The following is a 22,323-nucleotide window of genomic DNA, read 5'->3' on the forward strand; positions in this document are numbered from 1 at the left end:
GACAGGGGGTTTTGGTCATCCTAGAGCGGCTTCCGGAGAATCTTCTGGACACGCTTTGGACACAGACTCCGCAGCCGCCGCGTCCAAGGCGTCCGCGAGGTCGCCCAGCTGGTCAGCGAACAGGTGGCCGTATCGGTCCATCGTCAGCGTCGCCGACGCGTGTCCGAGCTGAGCTTGGATCGCCTTCGGGTTGGCTCCGGCCGCAATCATCAACGAGGCCGCAGTGTGGCGCAGCGCATGAACACCAATTTGCGGGAAACTCGGATCGTCTGCCTGACACCGTTCCACCGCACCTGACCACCACGACTTACCCGAGGGCAGTGTCATGTGGCCGCCTCGCACGTTCGGGAAGACGATGTCATCCCTGCCCTTACCCTCGCACTGCCTCGCGAGTGCCTCCGCGACCAAACGAGGTACCGCAATGGTGCGTTGGGCGTGAGACTTGGGCGAGCCCAACTCGACTCGTCCAGCCACCGTCACAGCGTTCTCGACAACGCGGACACGTCGCCGCAACAGGTCCAGGTGCCGAACCCTCAAACCTGCCGCTTCACCGAACCGCAGTCCGCCGAACCCGAGGAGCAACACGAGACCTCGACGCTCCCCCGCCTGCTCGGCCAACGCTTGCAGCTGCGCCATCGTCAGGTAGGTCTGCTCCCCTCGTTTCCGTCGCGGCAGTTTCACTCCTCGAGCGGGGTTGACCACTAGCAGTCGATCCGAGACCGCGTCGTCCAAGATAGACGCGAGGACACCAAAACAGCGCGTTATGGTCACCGGACCGCTATCGACCGACATATCTGCCACCCATTGTTGGACGTGGGTCCGCTTGATTCGCCCGACCGGAGTTTGTCCCCACTTCGGTTGGACGTGGTTGTCCCACGCCGATTTCACGACGCGGGCAGACGAGGGTTTGAGGTGCGCCTGCCGCCCGAGCCACTCGACGCCCAACTCTCCGATAGTCGCTCGGCCTGCGCTCTGTTGTACGAACGCGCCTGTCTGCTTGTCCACCTCGACTCGCGCTGCGTACGCGTTGGCGTCCCGCTTCGTCTTGAATCCGCGTTTGCGGGTCGTTTGGTGGTCCGGTGTTCGGTAGCGGACCTCGTAGCGGGTTCCGGCCTTGGTCGCATACTCCGAGACTGTCGCCATTACTTGGACTCCAGGGCGGCCGAGAGCTGTGCGCGCAGGTCTCGCGAGATCTGTCCTCGGCGCTGGTTGTTCGCGTCGGGTTCGAGTGCTGCCAGCCGTTCCCGCTCGTCGGCGAGAGAATGGCCCCAAAGCCGCAGTGCTGCTGCCATCAGCTCCACCATCTCGATTTTGCGACCGAATGAGAGACTGAATGCTTTAGCTGCGCGCTTGTCCGCCAAGGCCGCGCCGTCCGCCGCGTCGAAGACCGCAACAAGTTCGGCATCCGTAGTAATCCGCAGGTCTGCCTTCGCCTCGGCGACCCCTGGCCACCCGTTCGCTCGCGCCCGGTCCGTCAGCGTCTCGTGCACCTCGTGTTGCTGTGTGGTCTCGACGCCCGCCCAGGGTGCGCGGTCGTCGCCTTCGAACCGGACAGGTGCACCTTCCAGTGCTCGTGCGAGCGCTCCCGCCGAAACCGCGAGGCCGCCCGTCAGCTCCACGAAGTCGTCAGTCGCGACCAGGTCCGCCAGTCGAATAGCGCCCCCTGTCACCTCCCCGAGTGCGTCTGCCAAGCCAAGAACCGTGGGCATCGTGGGGTTGACCCGCCCGGCTTCCATGTCGCCGACACGTCCTGTACTCCAAGGCATCCCACGATCCCTCAACGCTCTTGCGACCTGCTCGAGCGTCACCCCCGCGTCCAGCCGCAACCTTCTCGCATTCACACCAATCACGTCAGCCAAATCTGTTGTCATGCGATCACCATATACGGAGTCGCGCCACTTGACGAGATGTGACACGACATGTTTATATTTTCTCGTGTTACTGCTCCTCATGAGAACACCCGTCGACACGAGATTGGAGACAAACGTGACGCCCACCGAGATTCCACGGTTGCTGTCAGCGAAGGAGGCAGCCGCGGTGCTGCTCACGAGCGAAGGAGCGCTGGCCGCACTGCGGTATCGAGGCGCGGGTCCGAAGTTCAGAAAGCTAGGCCATCGAGTCGCGTACGCGGTCCAAGACCTGCGGGACTACATCGACTCCGACATTCGCACCGGAACGGCCGCCGACGCGACGGCCTGAATACGAAAACGCCCCCAGTGCGCCAACACCGGGGGCGAATCCAACCACCAACCCGAGCGCGCAGCTCGGACCGAAAGGGAAATCAACGCATGCCTATTGAATCAAGCACCTCCGACAACGCGCAACCAAGCCCCGATGGCACTGCAAAAACCTTCGACATTGTCGAACTCGACATGGGGATCTTCGTAGAGGAGCTCCGCGAATCAAAGGACGGCCGCGTCCGGGGCATGTTCGGAAACTTCGAGTTGGTCGAAACCACCCTCACAGAAGCGGGCACCTACACGGTGACAGCGCTGGATGGGCTCCGCCGATACGAGTTCACGTGTTCCGATATTGACGAACTACCGACACAACTACGCGAGATAATCGCTACGTCCAATGAGGCGTGGAGCGAGTGGGACTCAGTCCCGATTTCCGAGCCTGTAGAGGTCTTGCCCTTCGTTAACGTCTGGACCAGGGGCGAGAACCTTGTCGGCCTCGAGATCCAGAGCGACGACGTATTACTCGACGCGGACGACGTAGCCACCTTGATTAACGCGCTCCAAAGCGCACTCGCCCAGCTCGGAGCCCCTCAAATGAGCGATCCCTTTGCCGCCTCCGAGGGCTCGATCGACGCCCCCGTTCGCGCCAAGTTCACGCCGAGGGATGGATCAGTCTCGATTGGCCGTCGATCAGGCCCGAGTGTTGTCATCCCTGATGTGGTCGACGTTCACTCCCTGATCGACGAGCTACAGACCGCTGTTCGCGAGATGGCTCGCCACCAGGAAGCCGAGGCCGCCGAATGACCGCCCAGGAGCGATTCGAGCTGAAAGCGACCGGGTGGGCGTGTCTCGTCTACCTGCTGATCTGGGGCGCGCTCGTCTTCTGACCGCGTGACCCCTGACACCAGTAATCCCCGACGCGCCCAGCGGACCCCGCTTCCATTCGGGTACCCGCTGGGCGCGTTCGTTCGTCCGGAAGACCAACGAGCGGCCACGAGGACCCTTCTCCGGAATCTGTTGTCGCCGAGGGTTTTTCTCCCTCTTGCCCCCCTCCGCTTCGGCCGATTGTGGCCGAGGTAGTAATACTTCTGCGTCAGGAATACCGCATGCTTTCGTTTCCTATGAGCAACCCAGAACCTAGACATGACGAGGCCAGCGAGGCCCCGGTACAGCGACCCAAGCCCGGAACTCCCGAACACAAAGAGTTGGCGCGCATCAGAGCTCGCGAGAACTGGCGCAAGCGGGCAGAACGAATCGCAGCGTCCGATCCGGAAACGCGCGAGCGCGAGCGACTCCGCAAGAAGGCTCGCAACTACGAAGCGCGGCAACGCCGGAGGGTCGGAATCCTGCCTCTACCTATCGGCCAACGCGTCCCGAAAGAGAAGTGACCCCGAACAGCAGTCCGCCCCAATTGCTGGCAGGCAACCGGGGCGAACGGAGCGCGCACGTACACGCTGAACACGACACCCCAGCGTAACACGCGCTCCTCAGAACAAATGAGGAGTAATAGTGAAATCCGCAGCACGACAAGCCAAATCAACGCCCCGTTCCATAGCGCCCCCTGCTGGCCCGTTCGCCCAGCATGCGCCCGCGCTCGCTGCTGACGGCTGGGCAGTCTTCCCGCTCGTTCCCCGAGATAAGACCCCCTATGCAGGGTCGCACGGACACCTCGACGCGACTACCGACCAGGCGCAGATCGAGCGGTGGACCCGCATTCACGCGAACGGGAACATTGGTATTCGTCCGGCCGTGGGAATGCTCGTCGTAGATATCGACTCCGCTGCTCTCCTCGCGCCCTGGATGAACGAGCACGGCCTCTCGTTGCCTCCGACCCGTGTCGTCCGGACCAATCGCGGAAGCCATTACTACTACACGTTCTCCTCGGAGCGTCCTCTGCTGGCCGCGATTCCGGGCGTAGACCTCAAGACCGAGAAGGGGTTCGTCCTGGCTCCAGGGTCCGTCCACAAATCCGGCCGCATCTACCGCGTGTGGCGAGACTTCCCCATTACCGAACTTCCCATTGAGTGGCTCGAGCACATTCAACGCCCGGAGCCGAAGCCGCGCCCTCGCGTGGTCACGAGATCAGGAGGAGCTTCCGTGGGAACACCTGGGCTCCGACTCGTCCGACTGCTCGGCGTCAAAGCCGAGGGCGAACGAAGGGGGTTCCTGATGTACGCCATCGGCGAGGCGTACCGCGTCTATGGCGGCTCTGCGGACCTGATCGAACGCCTATGTAACACAGCAATATCAATTGGGTTGTCTCCCACGGAGGTTGACGCGGCTCGCCAGTACATCGAAGAACAGGAAACCTCGTGAAACTGTCCGACACGCTTCTAGAACTCGTCAACGGCGAATTCCCCCAGTCCCTCGCGGACTCAAACGGGCGGCTGTTGTTGGACGACTCGCCGCTCTCTGCTTACCTCGCTGGCCGGATGCGTGACCAATTCCGGCACGCTCCCGGTATCGGATGGATGCGGTACTCCGGGAAGGTCTGGAAACCAGTACACGACGACCGGGTGACGAAGGAGGTTCAGCGGCACTTCACGGACATGTTCGCGGAGGAAGCGCCAACGGCCGACGGCGACCGGAGGAAACGCCTCGCGACACTGCTTGCGGCCCACAAGATTCGAGCGGTCAAAAGCCTGTTGCGTGGACTGGTCAAGGAAGACGCCGAGCACTTCGACTCGCGGGAACACGCCCACTTGCTCAACTGCAAGAACGGGGTGGTCGATCTTCGTACGGGCGAGCTACTCCCCCACGACCCGAACCTATTGTTCACCAAGATCACCGCGTGCGACTACGTCCCAGGGAAGCGCCACAAGGATTGGGACTCCGCACTGCATGCTTTGCCCGACGCCGAGACTGCGGACTGGTTGCAAGCAAAGCTAGGGCAGGCCATCACCGGCGAGGCACCCTCGGACGACGTGATGCCGCTCCTGCAGGGTGGTGGACAGAACGGAAAATCGACCATCCTCGGATGCCGCTACGCCCTCGGCTCGTACGCGCAGATCGTCCCGGACAAGCTCCTGATCTCGCGGCCGTCTGATCACCCGACGGAGCTTATGACCCTGCGCGGGTTGCGGTTCGCCATCTTGGAGGAACTCCCGGAGGGTACGTTCTCCGTCCGGCGACTTAAGGCCATCCTCGGCACCTCGCAGATCACCGCACGCGGGATCGGACGGGACAACGTCACCTGGGACGCGACACACACCCTAGTAATCTCTACGAACCACAAACCGAGGATCTACGAGACCGACCACGGCACCTGGCGACGACTCGCCCTCGTGGTGTTCCCGTGGCGATACCGCGCGGACCACGACGCTCTCGAGCGCGAAACCGACCGTGTAGGCGTCAATGGCCTACGCCGAAACATCGAGGATGGGAAGGAACAGCGGGAAGCGTGCCTATCGTGGCTCGTAGAGGGCGCGATGCGGTGCTATGCGGGCGGTGACCATCAGCGAATCCCCGCGCCCTCGGCGAGAGTCATAGCTGATACGAAAGCGTGGCGAGGGCAAGTCGATCTGCTGGCATTGTTCGCGGAAGAGCACCTCGAATTCGACCCGAACGCGTGTGTCCTGTCGCGGGAGCTCTACGACGAGTTCACCCGATGGCTTTCCGCTGGAGGCCACACCAGTTGGTCAGACCAGACGTTCACGGAGAAGCTCCTGGACCACGATCTGGCCGAGAAACACGCCATACGGCGAGAACGAAAGCGACTCGGGCAGTCTCAGCTGTCCCGACCCCACATCGCACGCAACGCGGCCGATCCGAAAGGTCCGCAACGCCTGACTGTCGGGGTTCGGTTCCAATGACGCGGCGCACTATCCCGGTAAATGCGTTCTGGGACTACGGAACTGGAGCGCTGGTACGCCAGCATGGGGCGATAGAACGTCGAGCGTGACGGGGTGTGACGGGGTTCTCGGGTCGTTCTCTGGAATCCATCTCATGAAAAACCGGCTGAGAACTACGGCACACCCCGGCACACCCCCGGTCAGAGCACCTGTCGTCATTGGGAAAACTCCCCCTGACCGCGTACTTACGACTAACTCTCGAAAGCCAAAGCGGAGGCGTTCCCACGCCTCACGGGCACCGAAACCGTCGGAACGCCCGCCAGGCCAAGGGAAGCCAAACGAGACACAACAACGACGCCTTTCGGGGGAAGCGCCTCCGCTTTTGGCTCGCCGCGGACGTTCCGACCTGGCCGCCTCACGAAAAACGCCCCCTGCCCTTTCGACCACCACGCAACGCGAACTACCCCAACAGGAGCGAAATGACCATGCCAACAGCGCAACCCACACCAGCCGCGAGGACCCTCACGTACGCCGAGCTGTTCGAGGCCGTGCGAGTCTGGTTCGAAGCCAGAGTCACCAAAGATTCCTCGTCCACACTCCCGTCTGACGAAGCACTCGAGGACTACCACGCGTGGGCCGACCGACTCGGCTACGCAAAGTCGAACGAATTGCACGTCAAACAGGCCATCGCGAGGCACACCGGGAGATCCACGCAACTAGGTAACCGCCGTGGGTGGCGTGGCTGGACGATTCCTAACCTCGACAGCGAAGGCGACGACACCCCGTCGGCACTGCAGCGACCTCAAGGAGCGCTTGGGTTGGCAGTGCGGATTCGCCGCCTGTGGTTGCGAGGCCATCTCGGCCCTATCCCCTGTTCGGAAATCCGGCCCACGCGCTACCTGCTCGAGCTCACTCGCGCCACAGGCGATGACCTCGCAGTCGCAACAGCCCTTATCCGTCGAAACCTCGGAATGGTTCTAGCCGCCGACGTAAAAGACCGCCGAGTGACAGCAAGAATCGCAAAAGCCGAGCTCCACGACGCCCAACGCGAGCAGCAGCGCCTGAGCGAGCTTCGCCGACGACAGGCCCAACCTGTGACCGAAGCGGTTTCCCTCGTCGTTTGATCCCTCGTGGGGGTCGGAATGCCCACCAACCCCCGCGAATGTCCTCCCGTGGACGGGAGACACCAGAACACCACCCCGAGAGCGGTTCGGCCAGCAACCAACGACCGAACGGAAAACTCGTGAAGATCAACGTAAATATCGACACCGCCCTCTCTGACGACGACGTTCTCGACCTGATCGACGAAACCCGTTGCGCAGGCATCGGACCGCAAGCGCAGGTGGCGTCCCGAATGGCAGTCGCGCAGGCGCTACTCGGACTCACTCAGGAAGTGCGAGCACTCCGCGAAGAAATCGCCGCCAAGCGATGAACCCGGCCGCGTTCATCACAGGCGTGGTCGCGCTCGATCCCAGAGCTGCCGCCCTCGTCGCGAAAGCCATCCGAACCGGAAACGAGCAGCTCCGCGCCCACGGCGCACCGGGGTTCACCCGCGACGTACTGGCCGCAGGCGTAGCGCTCGAGGACGCCAGCCGCGCAGGCGCGAACGCCATAACCGCCAGTGCCGCAACAACACCCAATGATGGACTGGTCCAGGACGCCGAGCGACTGACAACCGAGCAGGCCGCAAACCTTCTCGGGGTCACTCCAAACGCCGTGCGGGACCTGGCGCGCCGAGGTCGCCTCGACGGTCACAAGATCGGCCAGAACTGGACCTTCGACCCCTGGCAGATCGAGGCCCGCAAACGACACCAACGACAAGGCAACTCATGACCACCAAGAAGAAACCCCCAATGACAGCGAAGGAACGGACACGAGTCCTCGCCGCTGCCGCCAAAAAACGCGCATTGAAGCGCCAGTATCCGGGCTTCTACGCCACGCGAGACGCCACCGTGAAAGCGGCCGTAGCCACAGGCCGAATCCTCGCAGCTCGAGTCGGGTACTGGAATGGGCAATACGACCTCAACCCGGTAGAGACCACCGAACGACTGCGGGCGTTGCAGCCCGTGCTGCTGGCTTCGAACAACCCGACCTCCACTGAGGACCGCGTGTGGCACGAGCGCCACCTCGCCGCAGGTGGGAAGCAACCCGAGGCCGACCTCGGATGGTTCGACACGGCAGACCTAGCCGCCTCGGCCGCACCTCTCACCACCGGCACCAGCAACACCACCCACCTCGCCAGCGCCGCCAGCGCCGACGACCTCGGATGGTTCGACGCCGCCGACCTCGAAGCCGACATCGCCGCATCGGCACCGGCCGAAACCCCAACCACCAACAACACCGCCTCGTCTGACGACGACGGCTGGTTCTCCTGAGGAGCTAGAACATGGTTGCAAACATCAATGACGTCCAACGCCTCCGCGACACCGTTCAGGCGCTCGGGGCCGAACTGCCCCAGTCGCTAGCCAAGACCGCCGAGCTTGCATCGGCTATCGCCAGTAGATCGGAGGTTTCAAGAGCACCGAATCTCGAAGGGCTTCTGAGCGATCCTGATCTGACGGCCGCTGAAATCGAAGGTTTCATTTCGGACGTGGGTACGGCCAGCGCCCGCGAGTACCACTCATCGCGGCCAAGGGAAATCGCCGTCCATACCCTCGTCCAGCAATTCACCGAGGACCTGCGCGGAACCGGGGGTGACGCCCTGATGGACACCCTTCGACCCAAATTCGAGGAAGCGGCCGGCGCCTTCGCCGAGGCGGGCCGGCGGCTGGATGGCGGGGCATCGGCCGAGTCCATCCTCGCCAGCGGCGAACCCGAGCAGATCGAGGCGTGGCGCGCCCTGCCGCAGGCGCAGGCAAAGGCCGATTCGATTCGTGGTCTAGTGCGCTTGATGGTTGTGCACTTCGGTGTTGTGAGGACAACCGAGTACACCGAGGACCACGCACAGGCCGCGTTCTTCTCGGCCTCGTCTGCTCAGTTGATTCAGGCGGGGCACGCATTCGGGGGTACACACCACGGCCTACGGGGTGGAGTGTGGGCCAAGGTGCCGATGCGAGTGCTCAACACGGTCACCGAAGCGCGGGCGATCATGGCGGATGCAGAGTCCGGACCGTTGGAACCTGCCCGCAAACCGACCAATGCCGAGCTCGAGAGCTTGCCCCACCGCTAGACGGTCCGAGGGGACCTGGCCCGATATACCCCGTCACAAATGTCGAAGTACGTGGGGGCCAACTCCTCCGCGGTCAATTGGCTCTTTCTCCCTCCGACATTCTGCGGGGCACTCGTCCCCGGTCGTGGGGGTTCTCGACCTCCTCACGGGGTATTCCGAGGCCCCCACGGGCTCCGAATCCCTCCGAGGCCAAGCGAGACCCCAGAACGACAGTGCCGGAACCAATTCCACAGCGGGCGTCAACGTCACCGGCCTGATACTCCAATTCACATCAGGAACCGGAATCGAAGGCAGGTTAGGGCAAGCCTTTCTCCCCCACTGATCCAGCCTGCGCCCCTCGCTTCGCGTGCAATCAACCGCCGCGATCAGAGAACCCCTACCCGCTGGCTAAGAGCCGAGTGGGTGGGGGTTCTCTGCTATCCAGGAACTCTTCACCAAGTCTGTCAGGAGAAAAGCGCCGATACTTCAGTCAAGACTTGAGCCATCACAGACTCGTTTACTTCGCCGAGAGAACCCTTCGCCTGGTCGAACGCTGCCGGGCTGGCACCCCATATTCTGCGTGCACGAACGTAACTCCCATGAGATAACCCGAATTTGCGCCAGTTCAGTAGTGCGACATCACCAAATTTGGCTTGCCCACCATCTCCAAACGATGTGATTGGCGCAACCAGCACAACGGCGTCGTCACGAGAAGTGTGAGCAGAGAACCCAATCACTAGGACAGGTCTCAACTTCGATTCGTCCGGATCATCGTTGTAGGGCACCCGCGCAAGCCAAATCTGGCCGCGCTGAACTATCACCGTCTACCTATCGCGGGGTTCTGTTACCTCAATCGTCCCAACGGTTGGCCATGTCGCGATCAATACCATCCGAAAGCGCAGCATCGCCACTGCCGTACTCCGGCATCACGGAGTACGTTTCACTCCGTCGAGCACCGCGCATGTAACCCAGCCGAGCACCCGCGATGGCTGAGACGACGCCACTCGCGCTCACTCCGCGCGAATTCGTCCGTGGGGAACGCACAGCAACCCAGCTTGAGTCGTCGGAATCGGTTGCTTCCGACTTCGTGCCCTCATGTACTTTGACGGAACTCACTGGTCTACTCCCATTTCCTTCACAAACTCCCCGGCAAGCGATTCTGACACGTCCCGCGCCAGGTCATCAGTGAAACCCATCACTTCTGCGACCGACTCCGCGTCGACCACGTCGCCACCGAATTTTCGGCTTATTACTACGTCACTCAGGATGCTAACTCCTGGAACATCGTCGTGGACGAGGTTCGCAACACCCGCGTGGTTGTCCAGACCGCCTTGAGGCTTCTCTATGCGGCCGATTCGCGGGTGTCGCAAGCGAAATAACAGCTCGTCAGCTTCAACTATTCCCCACTCTACCTGAGCTTTTACCTCTTCAGCATCCAGGTCGAGGAGCGCAGATCCATCAGTCGCACGGAACACCCCACCTACTGGACGACGGGTACCCATCTTGACTCCAAACCGCGCGCACGCCTCGTGGTAGTCGACATCACAGAGGTCAACGGTCCCCATCGAGAACGATCGCGAGAGGACGACGTCCTTCGGTTCAAGCACTTCGAAGACACCAGACACGGCCGGTAGGAGGTGTGAAATCGCTGCCCCCGCTAGCCCAGACTCAAGTCTCATACCCGATCTCGTCACGGTAATCCGCAAGTCTTCAGACAACAGCGCAATCCCGACCATGTCGCGCTTCTCAGTGAACGCTACTGGGTCGAGGTTCTGTTCGAACCACTCAAGAAGCGACAGGTGACGCCGTGTGTAGGTAAGGATCGGCGTCCATGCGAAAACGTGGGTGGACGTCCACCGGTGATACATCGTTCCAGCCTACATAGCCCAGCTTTCCGGCGTTCATCCCCCTAGTCCTCGATCACTCAAACCGGGGGGCAACTCCGCCCAGCCTGGATCGACTCACTCCCCCGCCGCTCCTGCACACTGATCTGAGCTAAGGAATAGACGCCCCCTGCCCAGCACCGATCAGGGGGCATTCCATGGACACGGTTTGGACACATTCCACCCTCAGCGAGCATCAAGTCGTGTCACTTGACAACTGGTAACTGAGCAGGTGGCGGCCGGTACGGCTCCATCGCCGCTGGACCCTCGGTGGTCGATTTTTATTTCGAGTCTCACCGAGGGCACCACCTGCCGCAGTTGGCCGTACCGCAAGGTTTCGGCATTCGGCTGTACCCCAGATCGACCGCAGTTAGATTCGATCCATGAACGGTCGTCGCCTGATTGCTCTGCTCGGAGCCATACCTGTTTTCGCGCTGCTCACCGGGTGTCAGACTGACGACCAATCCGACACTGCCGGCGAATCCAACACTGCCGGCGAATCTTCCACCCAGACCGTCCTCGATGCTGCAACACAGACAGGCACCCTTCAGGTCGGCACTCCCCCGATCGATGCCCCACCAACCGAGATCTCCACGCTTGCTCCGTTCCCGAACGACACGGAGATCCCTTCACCGAATCCGCGCGTCGACGTGACCGAGATCGACGTAACCGATCACGATGGTTTCACCCGAATCACCTACCGATTCGACGGAAATGGATCAGTGTTCTGGAAAACCGAATACGTCAGCGAAGCAATCCGAGCGGGTGACAGCACAGTCGTGGACGTCGGAAGTCGATCGATACTTCAAGTCGACCTGATGGGAGTCCAATCGGATTCGTCGCTCAACTCCGTATCTCACGAGGGCGAAAACATCACGCGCATAGACAGTGCGGCCAGGAACAGTGCGATCCTGCAGTCGTTTGTCGGCACGGTCGACATCCGTCCGGCATACACCGTATCGACATCCGATTCACCGTCCCGGTTGATGATCGACATCCCCACGGCAGACAGCTGACTGTCGAATACACCAATTGCGCGCTCAGCTCAGCCATTCCAGCGCAGCGGTGCTCGACGCGGTAATTCGGTTATCGAGGGGCGGATGAATACTCCGTCTCGAAACCGAGGTCTCACAATCGATCCGAGGCGATTGCTGGGTCCGGTCCAACACGACTGTCATGATTCTCACTGCATGCCCGAACTCTCACTGCATGCCCGAACTTCCGCTGCGCGAACTGCTGCTGCCAGTGTTTGTTCCAGCAGGACGGCAACCGTCATGGGGCCGACGCCACCCGGCACCGGTGTGATCGCACCGGCATGTGGGAGCGCGGCGGCGTACTCCACATCTCCGACGTTGCCCGCGTTGTACCCCGCATCGATCACCACTGCCCCAGGCTTGATCCACGCCCCTTTGATCAGTTCCGGAACACCGACGGCCGCGATGACGATGTCTGCCGAAGCGACGTGGGCGGCCAGGTCGACGGTTCGCGAATGGCAGTATGTCACCGTTGCGCCTCGACGCAGGAGGAGCATTCCCATCGGCAATCCGAGTATCGGGCTTCGGCCGACCACGACAGCATGCTTTCCGGAGAGTTCGACGCCTGTGGCGTCGAGCAGGCGCAGGATGCCACTCGGTGTACATGATTCGAATCCCCCACCGGTCAACGCCATTGCCGCGAACGCTGCCGAGGTAACGCCGTCAACGTCCTTGTCGGCCGAGATGGCATCGAACGCAGCCCGTTCGTCGATGTGGCCTGGCACCGGGTGTTGCAGCAGTATGCCGTCGATCGAAGGGTCCGCCGACGACGCTCTCAGCACGTCGACTAGTTCTTCGGTGGTTGTACTCACCGGGAGTTCGACCGTCCGCGACGTCATTCCGACGACGACAGACCGTTTGGCCTTCATCTGTACATACGCCTTCGAGGCCGGGTCCGCTCCCACGATGACGGCGGCCAGGCAAGGAACGTGCCCCGTCTCATCACGAAACTGCCTCGTGCGCACTGAGAGGTCCGCGAGCGCAGCATCGGCAATTGCGCGTCCGTCGATTATTCGAGCGGCCACGTTCTGGCTGGGCAGATTTTCGGTAGGCAGATCTTCAGTAGACAGATTTTCGGTAGACATGAATCCCCTTCACACAAGATGTGTGAAGCACCCAGGCGGTCGATGCCTCGCGATGTGCACTCCCCGGTGGTAATTCCCACCCGCGCCAGTCGTGCGTGGTCAGCGTACCGCGCGTTTGTCTCACTGCCACGAAACGCATCCGGAACGCCGCTCTCAAATCGAGACAAATCGACATAACCTATCAATAGGTAACGATCTGACCTGCAGTTATTCCATCCTAAGCAATTAGATGGCACGATGGGGGCAACCGCACGGGCACCAAGCATTGGAGGCACCGATGGACAACGGCAAGATAAACCTGACCTATGACGGTCGGGTGTCACTGAGCTTCCAACTGGCAATTCCGCACGCACCGGACAAGGTCTGGAAAGTGATAACGGAACGCGAGTACCTCGACGCCTGGTTCCCGGCGGACGTCGATTTCAATCTCACTCCAGGCGCGGATCTGCTGTTCAAGGTGACCCCGGAACAAGTCGAGCGATTCGGACTGCCCGCAGATCACGTGACGCGCGGGACGGTCATCAGCGTCCACCCGCACCGAATTCTCGAATTCCTCTGGGACGCAGATACTCTGCATTGGGAACTGGCACCGGACGGCACCGGCGGTTGCTGGCTGACCCTCACCCACACGATGGAAGACGAAGAGTCCGCGTACGCCCACGCCGCCGGCTGGCACGCGGGCTTGGAAGTTGTTGCGGCCCAACTCGATGGACGCGAAGTCGACTGGTCTCCGTGGGACCGCGCCGACGAACTCTCACCGCAATATCGCAAGTCTGCTTGATTCTGGGCCCGAGTTCAGTCTCGGGCCCGCATCTCATTCCCCTTTACGCGGGAAATGCCTGATCATTCCTTCTTGGACCACCGTCGCCAACAGCAGTCCTTCCACCGAGAAGTACCGTCCGGTTGCCAGACCGCGCGAACCTGCGGCGACCGGCGATTCGGTGGCGTACAGAACCCAGTCGGTGAACCGGAACGGGCGATGGAACCAGATCGAATGATTGACCGTCGCCGCGACGATACGATCATGACCCCAGGACAAACCATGAGTGGTCAGAATCGAATCGAGCACGGTGGTGTCGGACGAATATGCCAGCGTCGCAGCGTGAATGAGCGAATCGTCCGGCAGATCACCGTCGGGGCGCATCCACACCCGATTGTGGTTGAGTTTCTCGCCGGTGCCCTTGAGGATCCACGCCGGATCGTTGGCGTACCGCATGTCGATCGGCTTGAGCGCCGCACTGAAATGCGGCAGTTTTTCCTCGTACCCCACCAGATGATCGCCGATGGGAGGCAACGACTCCGGAAGTGGAACATCCGGGATCTCGACAGCATGGTCGAGCCCCTTGCCGGAGTCCTGGAACGCCGCGAGCATCACGAACAATTCGTTCTCACCCTGATAGGCAGTCACCTGACGGTTGGCGAATGCCCTCCCGTCACGATGACGCTCCACCCGGTACTCGATAGGCGCCTTCACATCTCCGCCCCGAATGAAATGGGCGTTCACGGCATGGATGGGGCGATCACCGTCGACAGTCCGTCCGGCGGCCATCAGTGCCTGAGACACCAATTGACCGCCGAACGTCCGCGAACCTACCTGTTTCGGGTGGTATCCACGGAACGCGTCGTCACCGATCTGCTCCAGATCCAACAGACCGAGAAGAGTACCGAGGTCGGTGGACGCGTTCGCGTGGGTCACTCAGTGGTCCTCTTCGCCGATACGGTGGACGTGAATGAGGTTGGTGGAACCGACAGTTCCCGGAGGGGATCCGGCAACGATGACCACGAGGTCTCCCTTGACGTACCGCCCGAGGGAGAGCAACGCACTGTCCACCTGACGCACCATCTCGTCAGTGGTGGCCACCGCATCGACCAGGAACGTCTCGGTTCCCCACGTCAGCGTCAGCTGACTGCGCACCGCAGGCAGCGGTGTGAAGGCGAGCAACGGCAGCGGCGTGTGCAGACGAGCCAGTCGACGCACCGTGTCACCGGACTGAGTGAACGCAACCAAGGCCTTGGCGTCGAGACGTTCGCCGATGTCGCGTGCTGCGTACGAGATGACTCCGCGCTTGGTGCGCGGGACGTGGGTCAACGGTGGGACACGGGTTGATTCGTTCTCGACGGCCTCGACGATGCGGGCCATGGTGCGAACGGTTTCCATGACGTACTTGCCCACCGAAGTCTCGCCCGAGAGCATGACTGCGTCGGCGCCGTCGAGAACGGCGTTGGCGACATCGGATGCCTCTGCACGAGTGGGACGTGAGTTCTCGATCATCGACTCGAGCATCTGCGTCGCGACGATGACCGGCTTCGCGTTCTCACGAGCAATCTGGATTGCGCGCTTCTGAACGAGCGGGACCTGCTCGAGCGGCAACTCGACACCGAGGTCACCGCGGGCGACCATGACGGCGTCGAACGCGAGCACGATGGCCTCGAGATTGTCGATGGCCTCGGGCTTCTCGAGCTTCGCGATGACGGGAACGCGGCGCCCGACTCGATCCATGATGGCGTGAACCAATTCGACGTCCGCCGGTGAGCGAACGAAGGAGAGTGCAATGAAGTCGACACCCAGCTTGAGAGCGAACTCGAGGTCGGCGATGTCCTTGCCCGACAGGGCTGGAACGGAGACGTTCATACCGGGCAGTGAGAGGCCCTTGTTGTTGCTGACCGGACCGCCTTCGGTGACCCGACAGACGACGTCGTTGCCGTCGATGGACGTGACGACCAGGCCGACCTTTCCGTCGTCGACCAGCAGTCGATCGCCGGCCTTGGCGTCGCGCGCCAATTCCTTGTACGTGGTCCCGACGCGATCGTGCGTTCCCTCGACGTCGTCGACGGTGATACGAACCTCTTCACCGTTGGCCCAGGTGGTCCGCTCGTCCTTGAATCGGCCGAGGCGAATCTTGGGCCCCTGAAGGTCGGCGAGAACACCGACGGCCTTTCCGGTGGCGTCCGACGCGGCGCGGACGCGAATGTAGTTTTCTTCGTGATCGGCATGCTCGCCGTGGCTGAAGTTGAGGCGCGCCACGTCCATGCCGCTCTCCACGAGCTCACGGATGCGGTCGCCAGAAGCTGTCGCAGGTCCAAGTGTGCATACAATTTTTGTCCGTCGGTTCACGGCTCGAGCCTAGTCGCTACCCCACCGCACTTCTATCCGGCATTTGCGACCTGCACTTTCTGTACTTACTCGATTCAGTTGGTCAGCTCACGAACAGCGGAAATGCCTTTGGATGAACCGGAGCCGGAAGCGCCGACTCGCCTGTGAGAAACATGTCGACGGCACGTGCGGCCGACCGTCCCTCGGCAATCGCCCACACGACCAGCGACGCGCCGCGATGCGCGTCGCCGCAGACGAATACGCCGGGTGTCCGGGTCTGCCACCCGACATCACACTCGATTCTGCCGAGTGGATCGGTGCCGACATCAAGGTCGGTGAGCAGTGGGGCGGTTTCGACGCCGTCGAAACCCAGAGCGAGCAGGACCATCTCGCACACCAGATCCGTCGTGTCGCCGGTCTCCACCAGGGTCCGTTGTCCATTCGTCCCCCGCGACACGGCTACCGGAACCATCCGGATTGCGCGGACCGCACCCCCACCGTCGTCGAGAAATTCCTGCGCCGCCCATCGGAATCGTTTGTCACTGCCCTCCTCGTCTGCCGGCGAGCTGCGTAGGACCCGCGGCCACAACGGCCATGGGTCGCGATCTCGATCGCGGCGTGCCGGAGGTGGGACGTGGTAATCCAATTCCGTCACCGAGAGGGCGCCTTGGCGATGCACCGTGCCGAGGCAGTCGGCGGCCGTGTCGCCGCCACCGATGATCACGACGTTCTTACCTCGCGCCGAGATGCTCGACGCTCCGTCACCCTCGCATTCGTGGTTGGCCGCACGCAGGTACGTCATCGCACGATGGATTCCGCGAAGACTACGACCCGGTACGTCTGTGTCTCTGGCACGGTCAGCCCCGACCGCCAGGACTACCGCCTCGAATTCCGTCGAGAGGTCGTGCGCGCTCACGTTCACTCCGACGGCGCAGTCGGTGACGAATCTGGTCCCCTCGGCGGTCAGTTGGTCCAGCCGCCGGTTGATGAGGGCCTTGGGCAACTTGAATTCCGGAATTCCGTAGCGAAGCAGTCCCCCGATCCGATCGCTCCGCTCGAACACCGTGACACTGTGTCCGGCTCGTGTCAGTTGTTGAGCCGCAGCCAGTCCCGCCGGTCCCGAACCGACAACTGCAACACGGTTTCCACTGTGAACTACCGGTGCCTGCGGCCCCAACCAACCCGACTCCCAGGCGTTGTCGACGATTGCCTGTTCGATGCGCTTGATGGTGACACCCCCCGACGTGTGCTCGTCGTCGAGTGCGAGAACGCACGCCGTTTCGCACGGTGCGGGGCACAGATGTCCGGTGAACTCGGGGAAATTGTTGGTGGAATGCAGATTCTCCGAGGCTTCGGACCACCGTCCACGCCGAACCAGGTCGTTCCATTCCGGAATGAGATTGCCGAGCGGACACCCCACGTCGGCCGAATGGCAGTACGGCACAGCGCAGTCCATGCAACGCGAGGCCTGTGCAGATACGTCTCGATTTCGCACGACGGGATCCAGCGACTCGTATACCGACGCCCAGTCGCCGACACGCACATCGGTCGATCTGGTCGGTGAGCCGGATCGTTTCACGTTGAGGAACCCGCGTGCGTCAGGCATGAGCCGGCTCCACCAGTTCGTTCTCTTCCACGACCTTCCGGTAGTCGACAGGCAAAACTTTGGTGAATCTCGGACTCTGGCCAACCCAGTCGTCGAGAAGTTTTGCCGCCACCGGCGAGCCGGTCGCAGCCAAATGCTCGCCGAGAATTTCGACCAGCTGACTGCAGTCTTCCGCCGAAGGCCGCTCCAGAACGACCATGTCGCCGTTGACCTTCTCTGCCTTCACGTCGAGTACGAAGGCAATTCCGCCCGACATTCCCGCAGCAAGGTTCCTACCAGTTGGGCCGATGATGACGACGCGACCCCCGGTCATGTACTCGCACGCATGGTCTCCGACGCCTTCCACCACAGCGACCGCGCCCGAGTTGCGCACCGCGAATCGTTCCCCGACACGCCCCCTGGCATAGAGCGCACCGCTCGTAGCTCCGTACAGCAGCGTATTGCCGGCAATCACCTGATCCTCCGCTACGAAGGGCGCGTCCTCACTCGGCCGAAGCGCGATTCGTCCACCGGAGAGCCCCTTCCCCACGTAGTCGTTTGCATCGCCGACAACGACCAGCGAGATGCCGGGCGGCAGGAACGCACCGAGTGACTGGCCTGCCGTTCCACTGAGCACGACGTCGATGGTGCCTTGAGGTAGCCCGACGGCGCCGTAACGTCTGGTCACCTCTGCGCCCAGCCTCGTTCCCACCGCCCGATCCGTATTGTGTACTGGCAGTTCGATATGCACGGGTCGAGCGTCCTCGAGTGAGTTCGCCGCGCACTCGATCAGGGTGCGTTCGAGTTCGCTCGAGACAGGTACACACGGCGGGTAGGCCGCGCCGGTCGGCGCGGCCGGAACGTCGAAGAGTGGTGAGAGGTCCAACGTGCGACTCTTCCAATGCGCCACCGCCGGAGACATTTCCAATACGTCTGCGTGGCCCAGAGCGTCGTCGATACTTCGAAACCCCAGTTCTGCCAACAAACGTCGTACGTCGTCGGCGATGAAGCGAAAGAAGTTCTCGACGTACTCCGGCCGGCCGGTGAATCGCTCTCGCAGTTCGGGATTCTGCGTCGCTACTCCGACGGGGCAGGTGTCGAGGTGACATACCCGCATCATGACGCAGCCGGCCGCGATCAGTGGCGCCGTGGAAAACCCGTACTCCTGCGCCCCCAGCAACGCGGCGACGACGACGTCCCGCGCCGTGCGCAAACCCCCGTCACACTGGACGACGATCCGATCGCGTAACCCGTTGAGCACCAAGGTCTGCTGAGTTTCGGCCAGCCCGATCTCCCAGGGCGTACCAGCGTGGTGGATGGACGAGAGTGCCGCCGCCCCCGTCCCGCCGTCGTGACCGGAGATCAGCACCACGTCGGCGTGCGCTTTGGCCACACCTGCCGCAACAGTCCCGACTCCGACTGCGCTGACCAACTTCACGTGTATCCGCGCACGATCGTTTGCGCATCTGAGGTCGTAGATCAATTGGGCGAGATCCTCGATCGAATAGATGTCGTGGTGCGGGGGCGGAGAAATGAGCCCGACTCCAGGTGTCGAGTACCGGGTTTCCGCGATCCACGGGTACACCTTGGACCCCGGAAGCTGCCCTCCTTCACCGGGCTTGGCACCCTGGGCCATCTTGATCTGAATGTCGGTGGCGTTGACCAGGTAATCGCTGGTCACCCCGAAGCGCCCACTCGCGACCTGCTTGACTGCGCTTCGACGCTTGTTGTCGCGCAACCGCTCCGGTGACTCTCCGCCCTCACCGGTGTTGGAACGTCCGCCGAGAGCATTCATCGCGACTGCCATCGTCTCGTGAGCCTCGGCAGAGAGGGAGCCGTAGCTCATCGCACCGGTGTTGAATCGAGCGAGAATCAACTCGACGGGTTCGACCTGACGGAGCGGAATCGGCGGACGAATCCCACGCCGAAATCGAAACAGCCCCCGAAGTGTTCCGCCCTGCGCACTCAGTCGATCGACTTCATCGCTGTAGCGACGAAACATCTCACTTCGCCCCGTCCGGGTCGCATGCTGAAGGAAGAACACGGACTCGGGTGTGAACACATGCAATTCACCACCGCGGCGATACCGGAACTCTCCACTGCTGCTCAACTGACGATGCCGCACCGTACGATACGTGGCCGCGTGACGCATCAGAACTTCTCGCGCGACTTCGGTGATACCGATCCCGCCGATCCTGCTTCGTGTGTTGCAGAAGTATTCGTCGACCAATTCTCGGCCCAAGCCCACTGCCTCGAATACCTGTGCGCCCGTATAGGAGTGAACCGTAGCGATTCCCATCTTCGACATCACTTTGAGCACGCCGGAATTTGCCGCTCTCAGATAGTTGTCCGATGCCATTTTCGAATCTATTCCGGGAAGCTCGTCTTGCTCGCTGAGTGCTTCTACCGATTCGAGAGCAAGATAGGGGTGGACAGCCGCAGCACCGTAGCCGATCAGCAGCGCGATGTGATGAACTTCGCGCGCGTCACCCGACTCGACGACGAGGGAAACCTTGGTTCGCAGGCCATGCCGAACCAGATCGTGATGCACGGCAGATACTGCGAGCAATGACGGAATGGGAGCCTGCTCAGGGCCCGATCCACGGTCGGAGATCACCAGAATCTCGATTCCGGCTGCGGCGACCGTTCGGGCGGACTCACGAAGCCTCTCGACGCCTTCGCCGAGACTGCCTCTCGGATCGAAACCTCCCCGTAGGACAGCGCTTCTCGGAGTTCTTGCGCCGCACAGTTCGGCGACCTTCGCCATCTTCCCCGGTCCAATCACCGGTTTATCGAGAACAATCCTTCGGCACGACAGCGCCGACGCTTCGAACAAGTTCTGCTCAGCGCCGAGGGTGACACCAAGCGTAGTGACGACTTCCTCGCGAATCGCGTCCAAAGGCGGGTTCGTCACCTGAGCAAAGAGCTGGACGAAGTAGTCGTACAACAGCTTCGGCCGATCCGAGAGAACGGCGAGAGGTGTGTCGACTCCCATCGATCCCAACGGCTCCGATCCTGAGCGAGCCATTGGAAGGAGAACTTCCTGCAAGTCCTCTGCCTGGTATCCGAAGAGCACCTGCCTTTGCAACAGCGGAGCCGGATCGCCTCGGGCAGGCGCCGACTCGGGGATTTCCTCGAGATCGACCAATCCCCCCTCGACCCATTCCCGGTAGGGGGCTGTGCTCGCGAGTTCGGATTTGATCTCCGCATCGGAAACGATGCCACGACGAGCGGTGTCGACGAGGAACATTCGACCCGGTTCGAGGCGCCCCTTCTCCAACACCTCGGACGTCGGAGCGTCGAACACACCGCTCTCACTCGCCAACACGATACGGCCGTTCCTCATCCGCCACCATCGCCCGGGGCGAAGACCGTTACGATCCAACACCGCCCCGACAACAGTGCCGTCGCTGAACGTCACGGACGCCGGACCGTCCCATGGTTCCATCAGGCAAGCGTGAAATTGGTAGAAGGCCCTCATCTCGTCTGGCATCGAAGAATCGTTCTCCCAGGCACCGGGAATCATCATCGCGATGGCGTGCTGCACACTGCGGCCCCCGAGCGTCAGAAACTCGAGCACTTCGTCGAACGACGAAGAGTCGGATCCACCCGGGGTACAGATCGGAAACATGCGATCGATGTCCCCACCCAAAAGTGCGCTCCGCAACATCGGCTCGCGAGCGCGCATCCAATTCCTGTTTCCCACAATCGTATTGATCTCGCCGTTGTGAGCGATGCAGCGATACGGCTGAGCAAGTGACCACGACGGAAAAGTGTTCGTGGAGTACCGACTGTGCACGACCGCCAAGGCAGTTCGCATTCGGGCGTCGCATAGGTCGGTGAAGTAACCGGGTAACTGCGTCGGCGTGAGCATGCCCTTGTACACGATGGTTCGGGCGGACAACGAGGGGAAATACACCGCATCATCGGCCGAATGAATTCGCTCGACTTGTCTCCTGAGCGCGAACACTCGTCGGTCCAAGGCAATTCCGCCCACACTGCGATCTCTTGGCTCGGCGCACGTCACAAAACATTGACTGATGTACGGAGCGCACTGCGCGGCAACGGTTCCGACGCAGTCACGGTCGACTGGGACCTCCCGCCACCCGATAATCCGCAGTCCTTCTGCCGCTGCGTACCGGTGTATCCGAACTACCGCGCGCCCACGTGCTTCCTGATCCACCGGGAGAAAGCAGTTTCCGGCTGCGTAGGTGTTCTCACCCATCGCGTTGGGTGGTGGAAGCTCGAACGCGGTCACCGCGTCGAAGAATTCCGTCGGCAGCTGAAGAAGGATGCCCGCGCCGTCACCACTGTTGCACTCGCGCCCGACCGCGCCACGGTGGGTGAGATTGGCCAGGACCGCGAGCGCCTCGTCGACAATGGAATGCAGGTGACGTCCAGAGGTGTCTGCTACTACGGCTACACCACATGAATCGGTTTCCTGATCGGGGTCGTACAGGCCTCGAGGATCAGGTATTCGAGAAAACGGCACTCGGCGACCTCCACACGGTCATGCAGCCGAC

The 22,323-nt window shown here is 61.9% G+C and carries 21 protein-coding genes; 12 read left to right on the top strand and 9 right to left on the bottom strand.

Features of this window, described 5'->3' with window-relative positions:
* Positions 1-15 precede the first annotated feature (15 nt).
* Together QMA15_RS24390 and QMA15_RS24395 are read right to left on the bottom strand one after the other, a co-directional pair.
* Complete coding sequence (locus QMA15_RS24390; RefSeq protein ID WP_290286986.1) at positions 16-1,143, bottom strand: tyrosine-type recombinase/integrase; 1,128 nt, start codon at positions 1,141-1,143, stop codon at positions 16-18.
* Positions 1,143-1,871 (bottom strand): helix-turn-helix transcriptional regulator, encoded by a 729-nt coding sequence (locus tag QMA15_RS24395; RefSeq protein ID WP_290286987.1) that lies wholly within the window; start codon positions 1,869-1,871, stop codon positions 1,143-1,145. Before QMA15_RS24395 ends, QMA15_RS24390 begins: the two co-directional genes overlap by 1 nt.
* Positions 1,872-1,986: 115 nt before the next feature.
* Here QMA15_RS24395 and QMA15_RS24400 point away from each other — a divergent pair, with 115 nt between their 5' ends.
* From QMA15_RS24400 to QMA15_RS24445, 10 genes are all read left to right on the top strand, one after another.
* Positions 1,987-2,199 (top strand): DNA-binding protein, encoded by a 213-nt coding sequence (locus QMA15_RS24400; RefSeq protein WP_290286988.1) that lies wholly within the window; start codon positions 1,987-1,989, stop codon positions 2,197-2,199.
* 173 nt (positions 2,200-2,372) lie between these two features.
* A complete protein-coding gene (locus QMA15_RS24405) occupies positions 2,373-2,984 on the top strand; it encodes a hypothetical protein (protein ID WP_290286989.1) in 612 nt (203 codons plus the stop codon).
* A gap of 317 nt (positions 2,985-3,301) precedes the next feature.
* Positions 3,302-3,568 carry a hypothetical protein gene (locus tag QMA15_RS24410; protein WP_290286990.1) on the top strand — a complete coding sequence of 89 codons (267 nt, stop codon included), beginning with the start codon at positions 3,302-3,304 and terminating at the stop codon, positions 3,566-3,568.
* A 121-nt stretch (positions 3,569-3,689) separates the two neighbouring features.
* A complete protein-coding gene (locus tag QMA15_RS24415) occupies positions 3,690-4,496 on the top strand; it encodes a bifunctional DNA primase/polymerase (RefSeq protein ID WP_290286991.1) in 807 nt (268 codons plus the stop codon).
* Entirely contained in the window at positions 4,493-5,992 is a 1,500-nt protein-coding gene (locus QMA15_RS24420) for a DNA primase family protein (RefSeq protein WP_290286992.1), read from the top strand. The genes QMA15_RS24415 and QMA15_RS24420 overlap by 4 nt, the downstream gene beginning before the upstream one ends.
* Positions 5,993-6,450: 458 nt before the next feature.
* On the top strand, positions 6,451-7,095 hold the full coding sequence (locus QMA15_RS24425; protein ID WP_290286993.1) for a hypothetical protein: 645 nt from the start codon (positions 6,451-6,453) through the stop codon (positions 7,093-7,095).
* Between the two features lie 119 nt (positions 7,096-7,214).
* On the top strand, positions 7,215-7,403 hold the full coding sequence (locus QMA15_RS24430) for a hypothetical protein (RefSeq protein ID WP_041815016.1): 189 nt from the start codon (positions 7,215-7,217) through the stop codon (positions 7,401-7,403).
* A complete protein-coding gene (locus QMA15_RS24435; RefSeq protein ID WP_290286994.1) occupies positions 7,400-7,804 on the top strand; it encodes a helix-turn-helix domain-containing protein in 405 nt (134 codons plus the stop codon). Before QMA15_RS24430 ends, QMA15_RS24435 begins: the two co-directional genes overlap by 4 nt.
* 20 nt (positions 7,805-7,824) lie before the next feature.
* Positions 7,825-8,346, top strand: coding sequence for a hypothetical protein (locus QMA15_RS24440; RefSeq protein WP_290286995.1), 522 nt, complete (start codon positions 7,825-7,827; stop codon positions 8,344-8,346).
* An 11-nt stretch (positions 8,347-8,357) separates the two neighbouring features.
* Positions 8,358-9,140 (top strand): hypothetical protein, encoded by a 783-nt coding sequence (locus QMA15_RS24445; RefSeq protein ID WP_290286997.1) that lies wholly within the window; start codon positions 8,358-8,360, stop codon positions 9,138-9,140.
* Between the two features lie 443 nt (positions 9,141-9,583).
* Here QMA15_RS24445 and QMA15_RS32825 read toward each other — a convergent pair whose 3' ends face one another.
* Together QMA15_RS32825 and QMA15_RS24450 are read right to left on the bottom strand one after the other, a co-directional pair.
* Positions 9,584-9,940, bottom strand: a complete 357-nt coding sequence (locus tag QMA15_RS32825; protein WP_082893185.1) for a type II toxin-antitoxin system PemK/MazF family toxin — start codon at positions 9,938-9,940, stop codon at positions 9,584-9,586.
* 291 nt (positions 9,941-10,231) lie between these two features.
* On the bottom strand, positions 10,232-10,987 hold the full coding sequence (locus QMA15_RS24450) for a hypothetical protein (RefSeq protein WP_020907919.1): 756 nt from the start codon (positions 10,985-10,987) through the stop codon (positions 10,232-10,234).
* Between the two features lie 398 nt (positions 10,988-11,385).
* On the opposite strand from QMA15_RS24450, the gene QMA15_RS24455 reads away from it, so the two are divergent.
* On the top strand, positions 11,386-12,018 hold the full coding sequence (locus QMA15_RS24455) for a hypothetical protein (RefSeq protein WP_279164122.1): 633 nt from the start codon (positions 11,386-11,388) through the stop codon (positions 12,016-12,018).
* Between the two features lie 167 nt (positions 12,019-12,185).
* Here the strand turns inward: QMA15_RS24455 and QMA15_RS24460 are convergent, their stop codons facing one another.
* Positions 12,186-13,121, bottom strand: a complete 936-nt coding sequence (locus QMA15_RS24460; protein ID WP_279164123.1) for a tetrahydrofolate dehydrogenase/cyclohydrolase catalytic domain-containing protein — start codon at positions 13,119-13,121, stop codon at positions 12,186-12,188.
* Between the two features lie 277 nt (positions 13,122-13,398).
* Between QMA15_RS24460 and QMA15_RS24465 the strand changes: the two genes are divergently transcribed.
* Positions 13,399-13,902 (top strand): SRPBCC domain-containing protein, encoded by a 504-nt coding sequence (locus QMA15_RS24465; RefSeq protein ID WP_003944006.1) that lies wholly within the window; start codon positions 13,399-13,401, stop codon positions 13,900-13,902.
* A gap of 33 nt (positions 13,903-13,935) precedes the next feature.
* Here the strand turns inward: QMA15_RS24465 and QMA15_RS24470 are convergent, their stop codons facing one another.
* The 4 genes from QMA15_RS24470 to gltB all read right to left on the bottom strand — a co-directional run bounded on the left by QMA15_RS24470 (position 13,936) and on the right by gltB (position 22,292).
* Complete coding sequence (locus QMA15_RS24470; RefSeq protein WP_019748651.1) at positions 13,936-14,817, bottom strand: acyl-CoA thioesterase II; 882 nt, start codon at positions 14,815-14,817, stop codon at positions 13,936-13,938.
* Entirely contained in the window at positions 14,818-16,236 is a 1,419-nt protein-coding gene (pyk, locus tag QMA15_RS24475; RefSeq protein ID WP_003944038.1) for a pyruvate kinase, read from the bottom strand.
* An 82-nt stretch (positions 16,237-16,318) separates the two neighbouring features.
* Positions 16,319-17,821, bottom strand: coding sequence for a glutamate synthase subunit beta (locus QMA15_RS24480; protein ID WP_020969747.1), 1,503 nt, complete (start codon positions 17,819-17,821; stop codon positions 16,319-16,321).
* Positions 17,814-22,292 carry a glutamate synthase large subunit gene (gene gltB, locus QMA15_RS24485; RefSeq protein WP_279164124.1) on the bottom strand — a complete coding sequence of 1,493 codons (4,479 nt, stop codon included), beginning with the start codon at positions 22,290-22,292 and terminating at the stop codon, positions 17,814-17,816. Before gltB ends, QMA15_RS24480 begins: the two co-directional genes overlap by 8 nt.
* Positions 22,293-22,323: the final 31 nt, after the last annotated feature.

It is taken from the genome of Rhodococcus sp. APC 3903, assembly GCF_030407755.1.
GTDB classification, from domain to species: Bacteria; Actinomycetota; Actinomycetes; order Mycobacteriales; family Mycobacteriaceae; genus Rhodococcus_F; species Rhodococcus_F erythropolis.

Coding starts and splice junctions, on each gene's coding strand:
- QMA15_RS24445 (WP_290286997.1), top strand. CDS start 8,358: ATGGTTGCAAACATCAATGACGTCCAACGCCTCCGCGACACCGTTCAG.
- QMA15_RS24425 (WP_290286993.1), top strand. CDS start 6,451: ATGACCATGCCAACAGCGCAACCCACACCAGCCGCGAGGACCCTCACG.
- QMA15_RS24395 (WP_290286987.1), bottom strand. CDS start 1,871: ATGACAACAGATTTGGCTGACGTGATTGGTGTGAATGCGAGAAGGTTG.
- QMA15_RS24440 (WP_290286995.1), top strand. CDS start 7,825: ATGACAGCGAAGGAACGGACACGAGTCCTCGCCGCTGCCGCCAAAAAA.
- QMA15_RS24455 (WP_279164122.1), top strand. CDS start 11,386: ATGAACGGTCGTCGCCTGATTGCTCTGCTCGGAGCCATACCTGTTTTC.
- QMA15_RS24465 (WP_003944006.1), top strand. CDS start 13,399: ATGGACAACGGCAAGATAAACCTGACCTATGACGGTCGGGTGTCACTG.
- QMA15_RS24460 (WP_279164123.1), bottom strand. CDS start 13,121: ATGTCTACCGAAAATCTGTCTACTGAAGATCTGCCTACCGAAAATCTG.
- QMA15_RS24480 (WP_020969747.1), bottom strand. CDS start 17,821: ATGCCTGACGCACGCGGGTTCCTCAACGTGAAACGATCCGGCTCACCG.
- QMA15_RS24450 (WP_020907919.1), bottom strand. CDS start 10,987: ATGTATCACCGGTGGACGTCCACCCACGTTTTCGCATGGACGCCGATC.
- QMA15_RS24410 (WP_290286990.1), top strand. CDS start 3,302: ATGAGCAACCCAGAACCTAGACATGACGAGGCCAGCGAGGCCCCGGTA.
- QMA15_RS24390 (WP_290286986.1), bottom strand. CDS start 1,143: ATGGCGACAGTCTCGGAGTATGCGACCAAGGCCGGAACCCGCTACGAG.
- QMA15_RS24435 (WP_290286994.1), top strand. CDS start 7,400: ATGAACCCGGCCGCGTTCATCACAGGCGTGGTCGCGCTCGATCCCAGA.
- QMA15_RS24405 (WP_290286989.1), top strand. CDS start 2,373: ATGGGGATCTTCGTAGAGGAGCTCCGCGAATCAAAGGACGGCCGCGTC.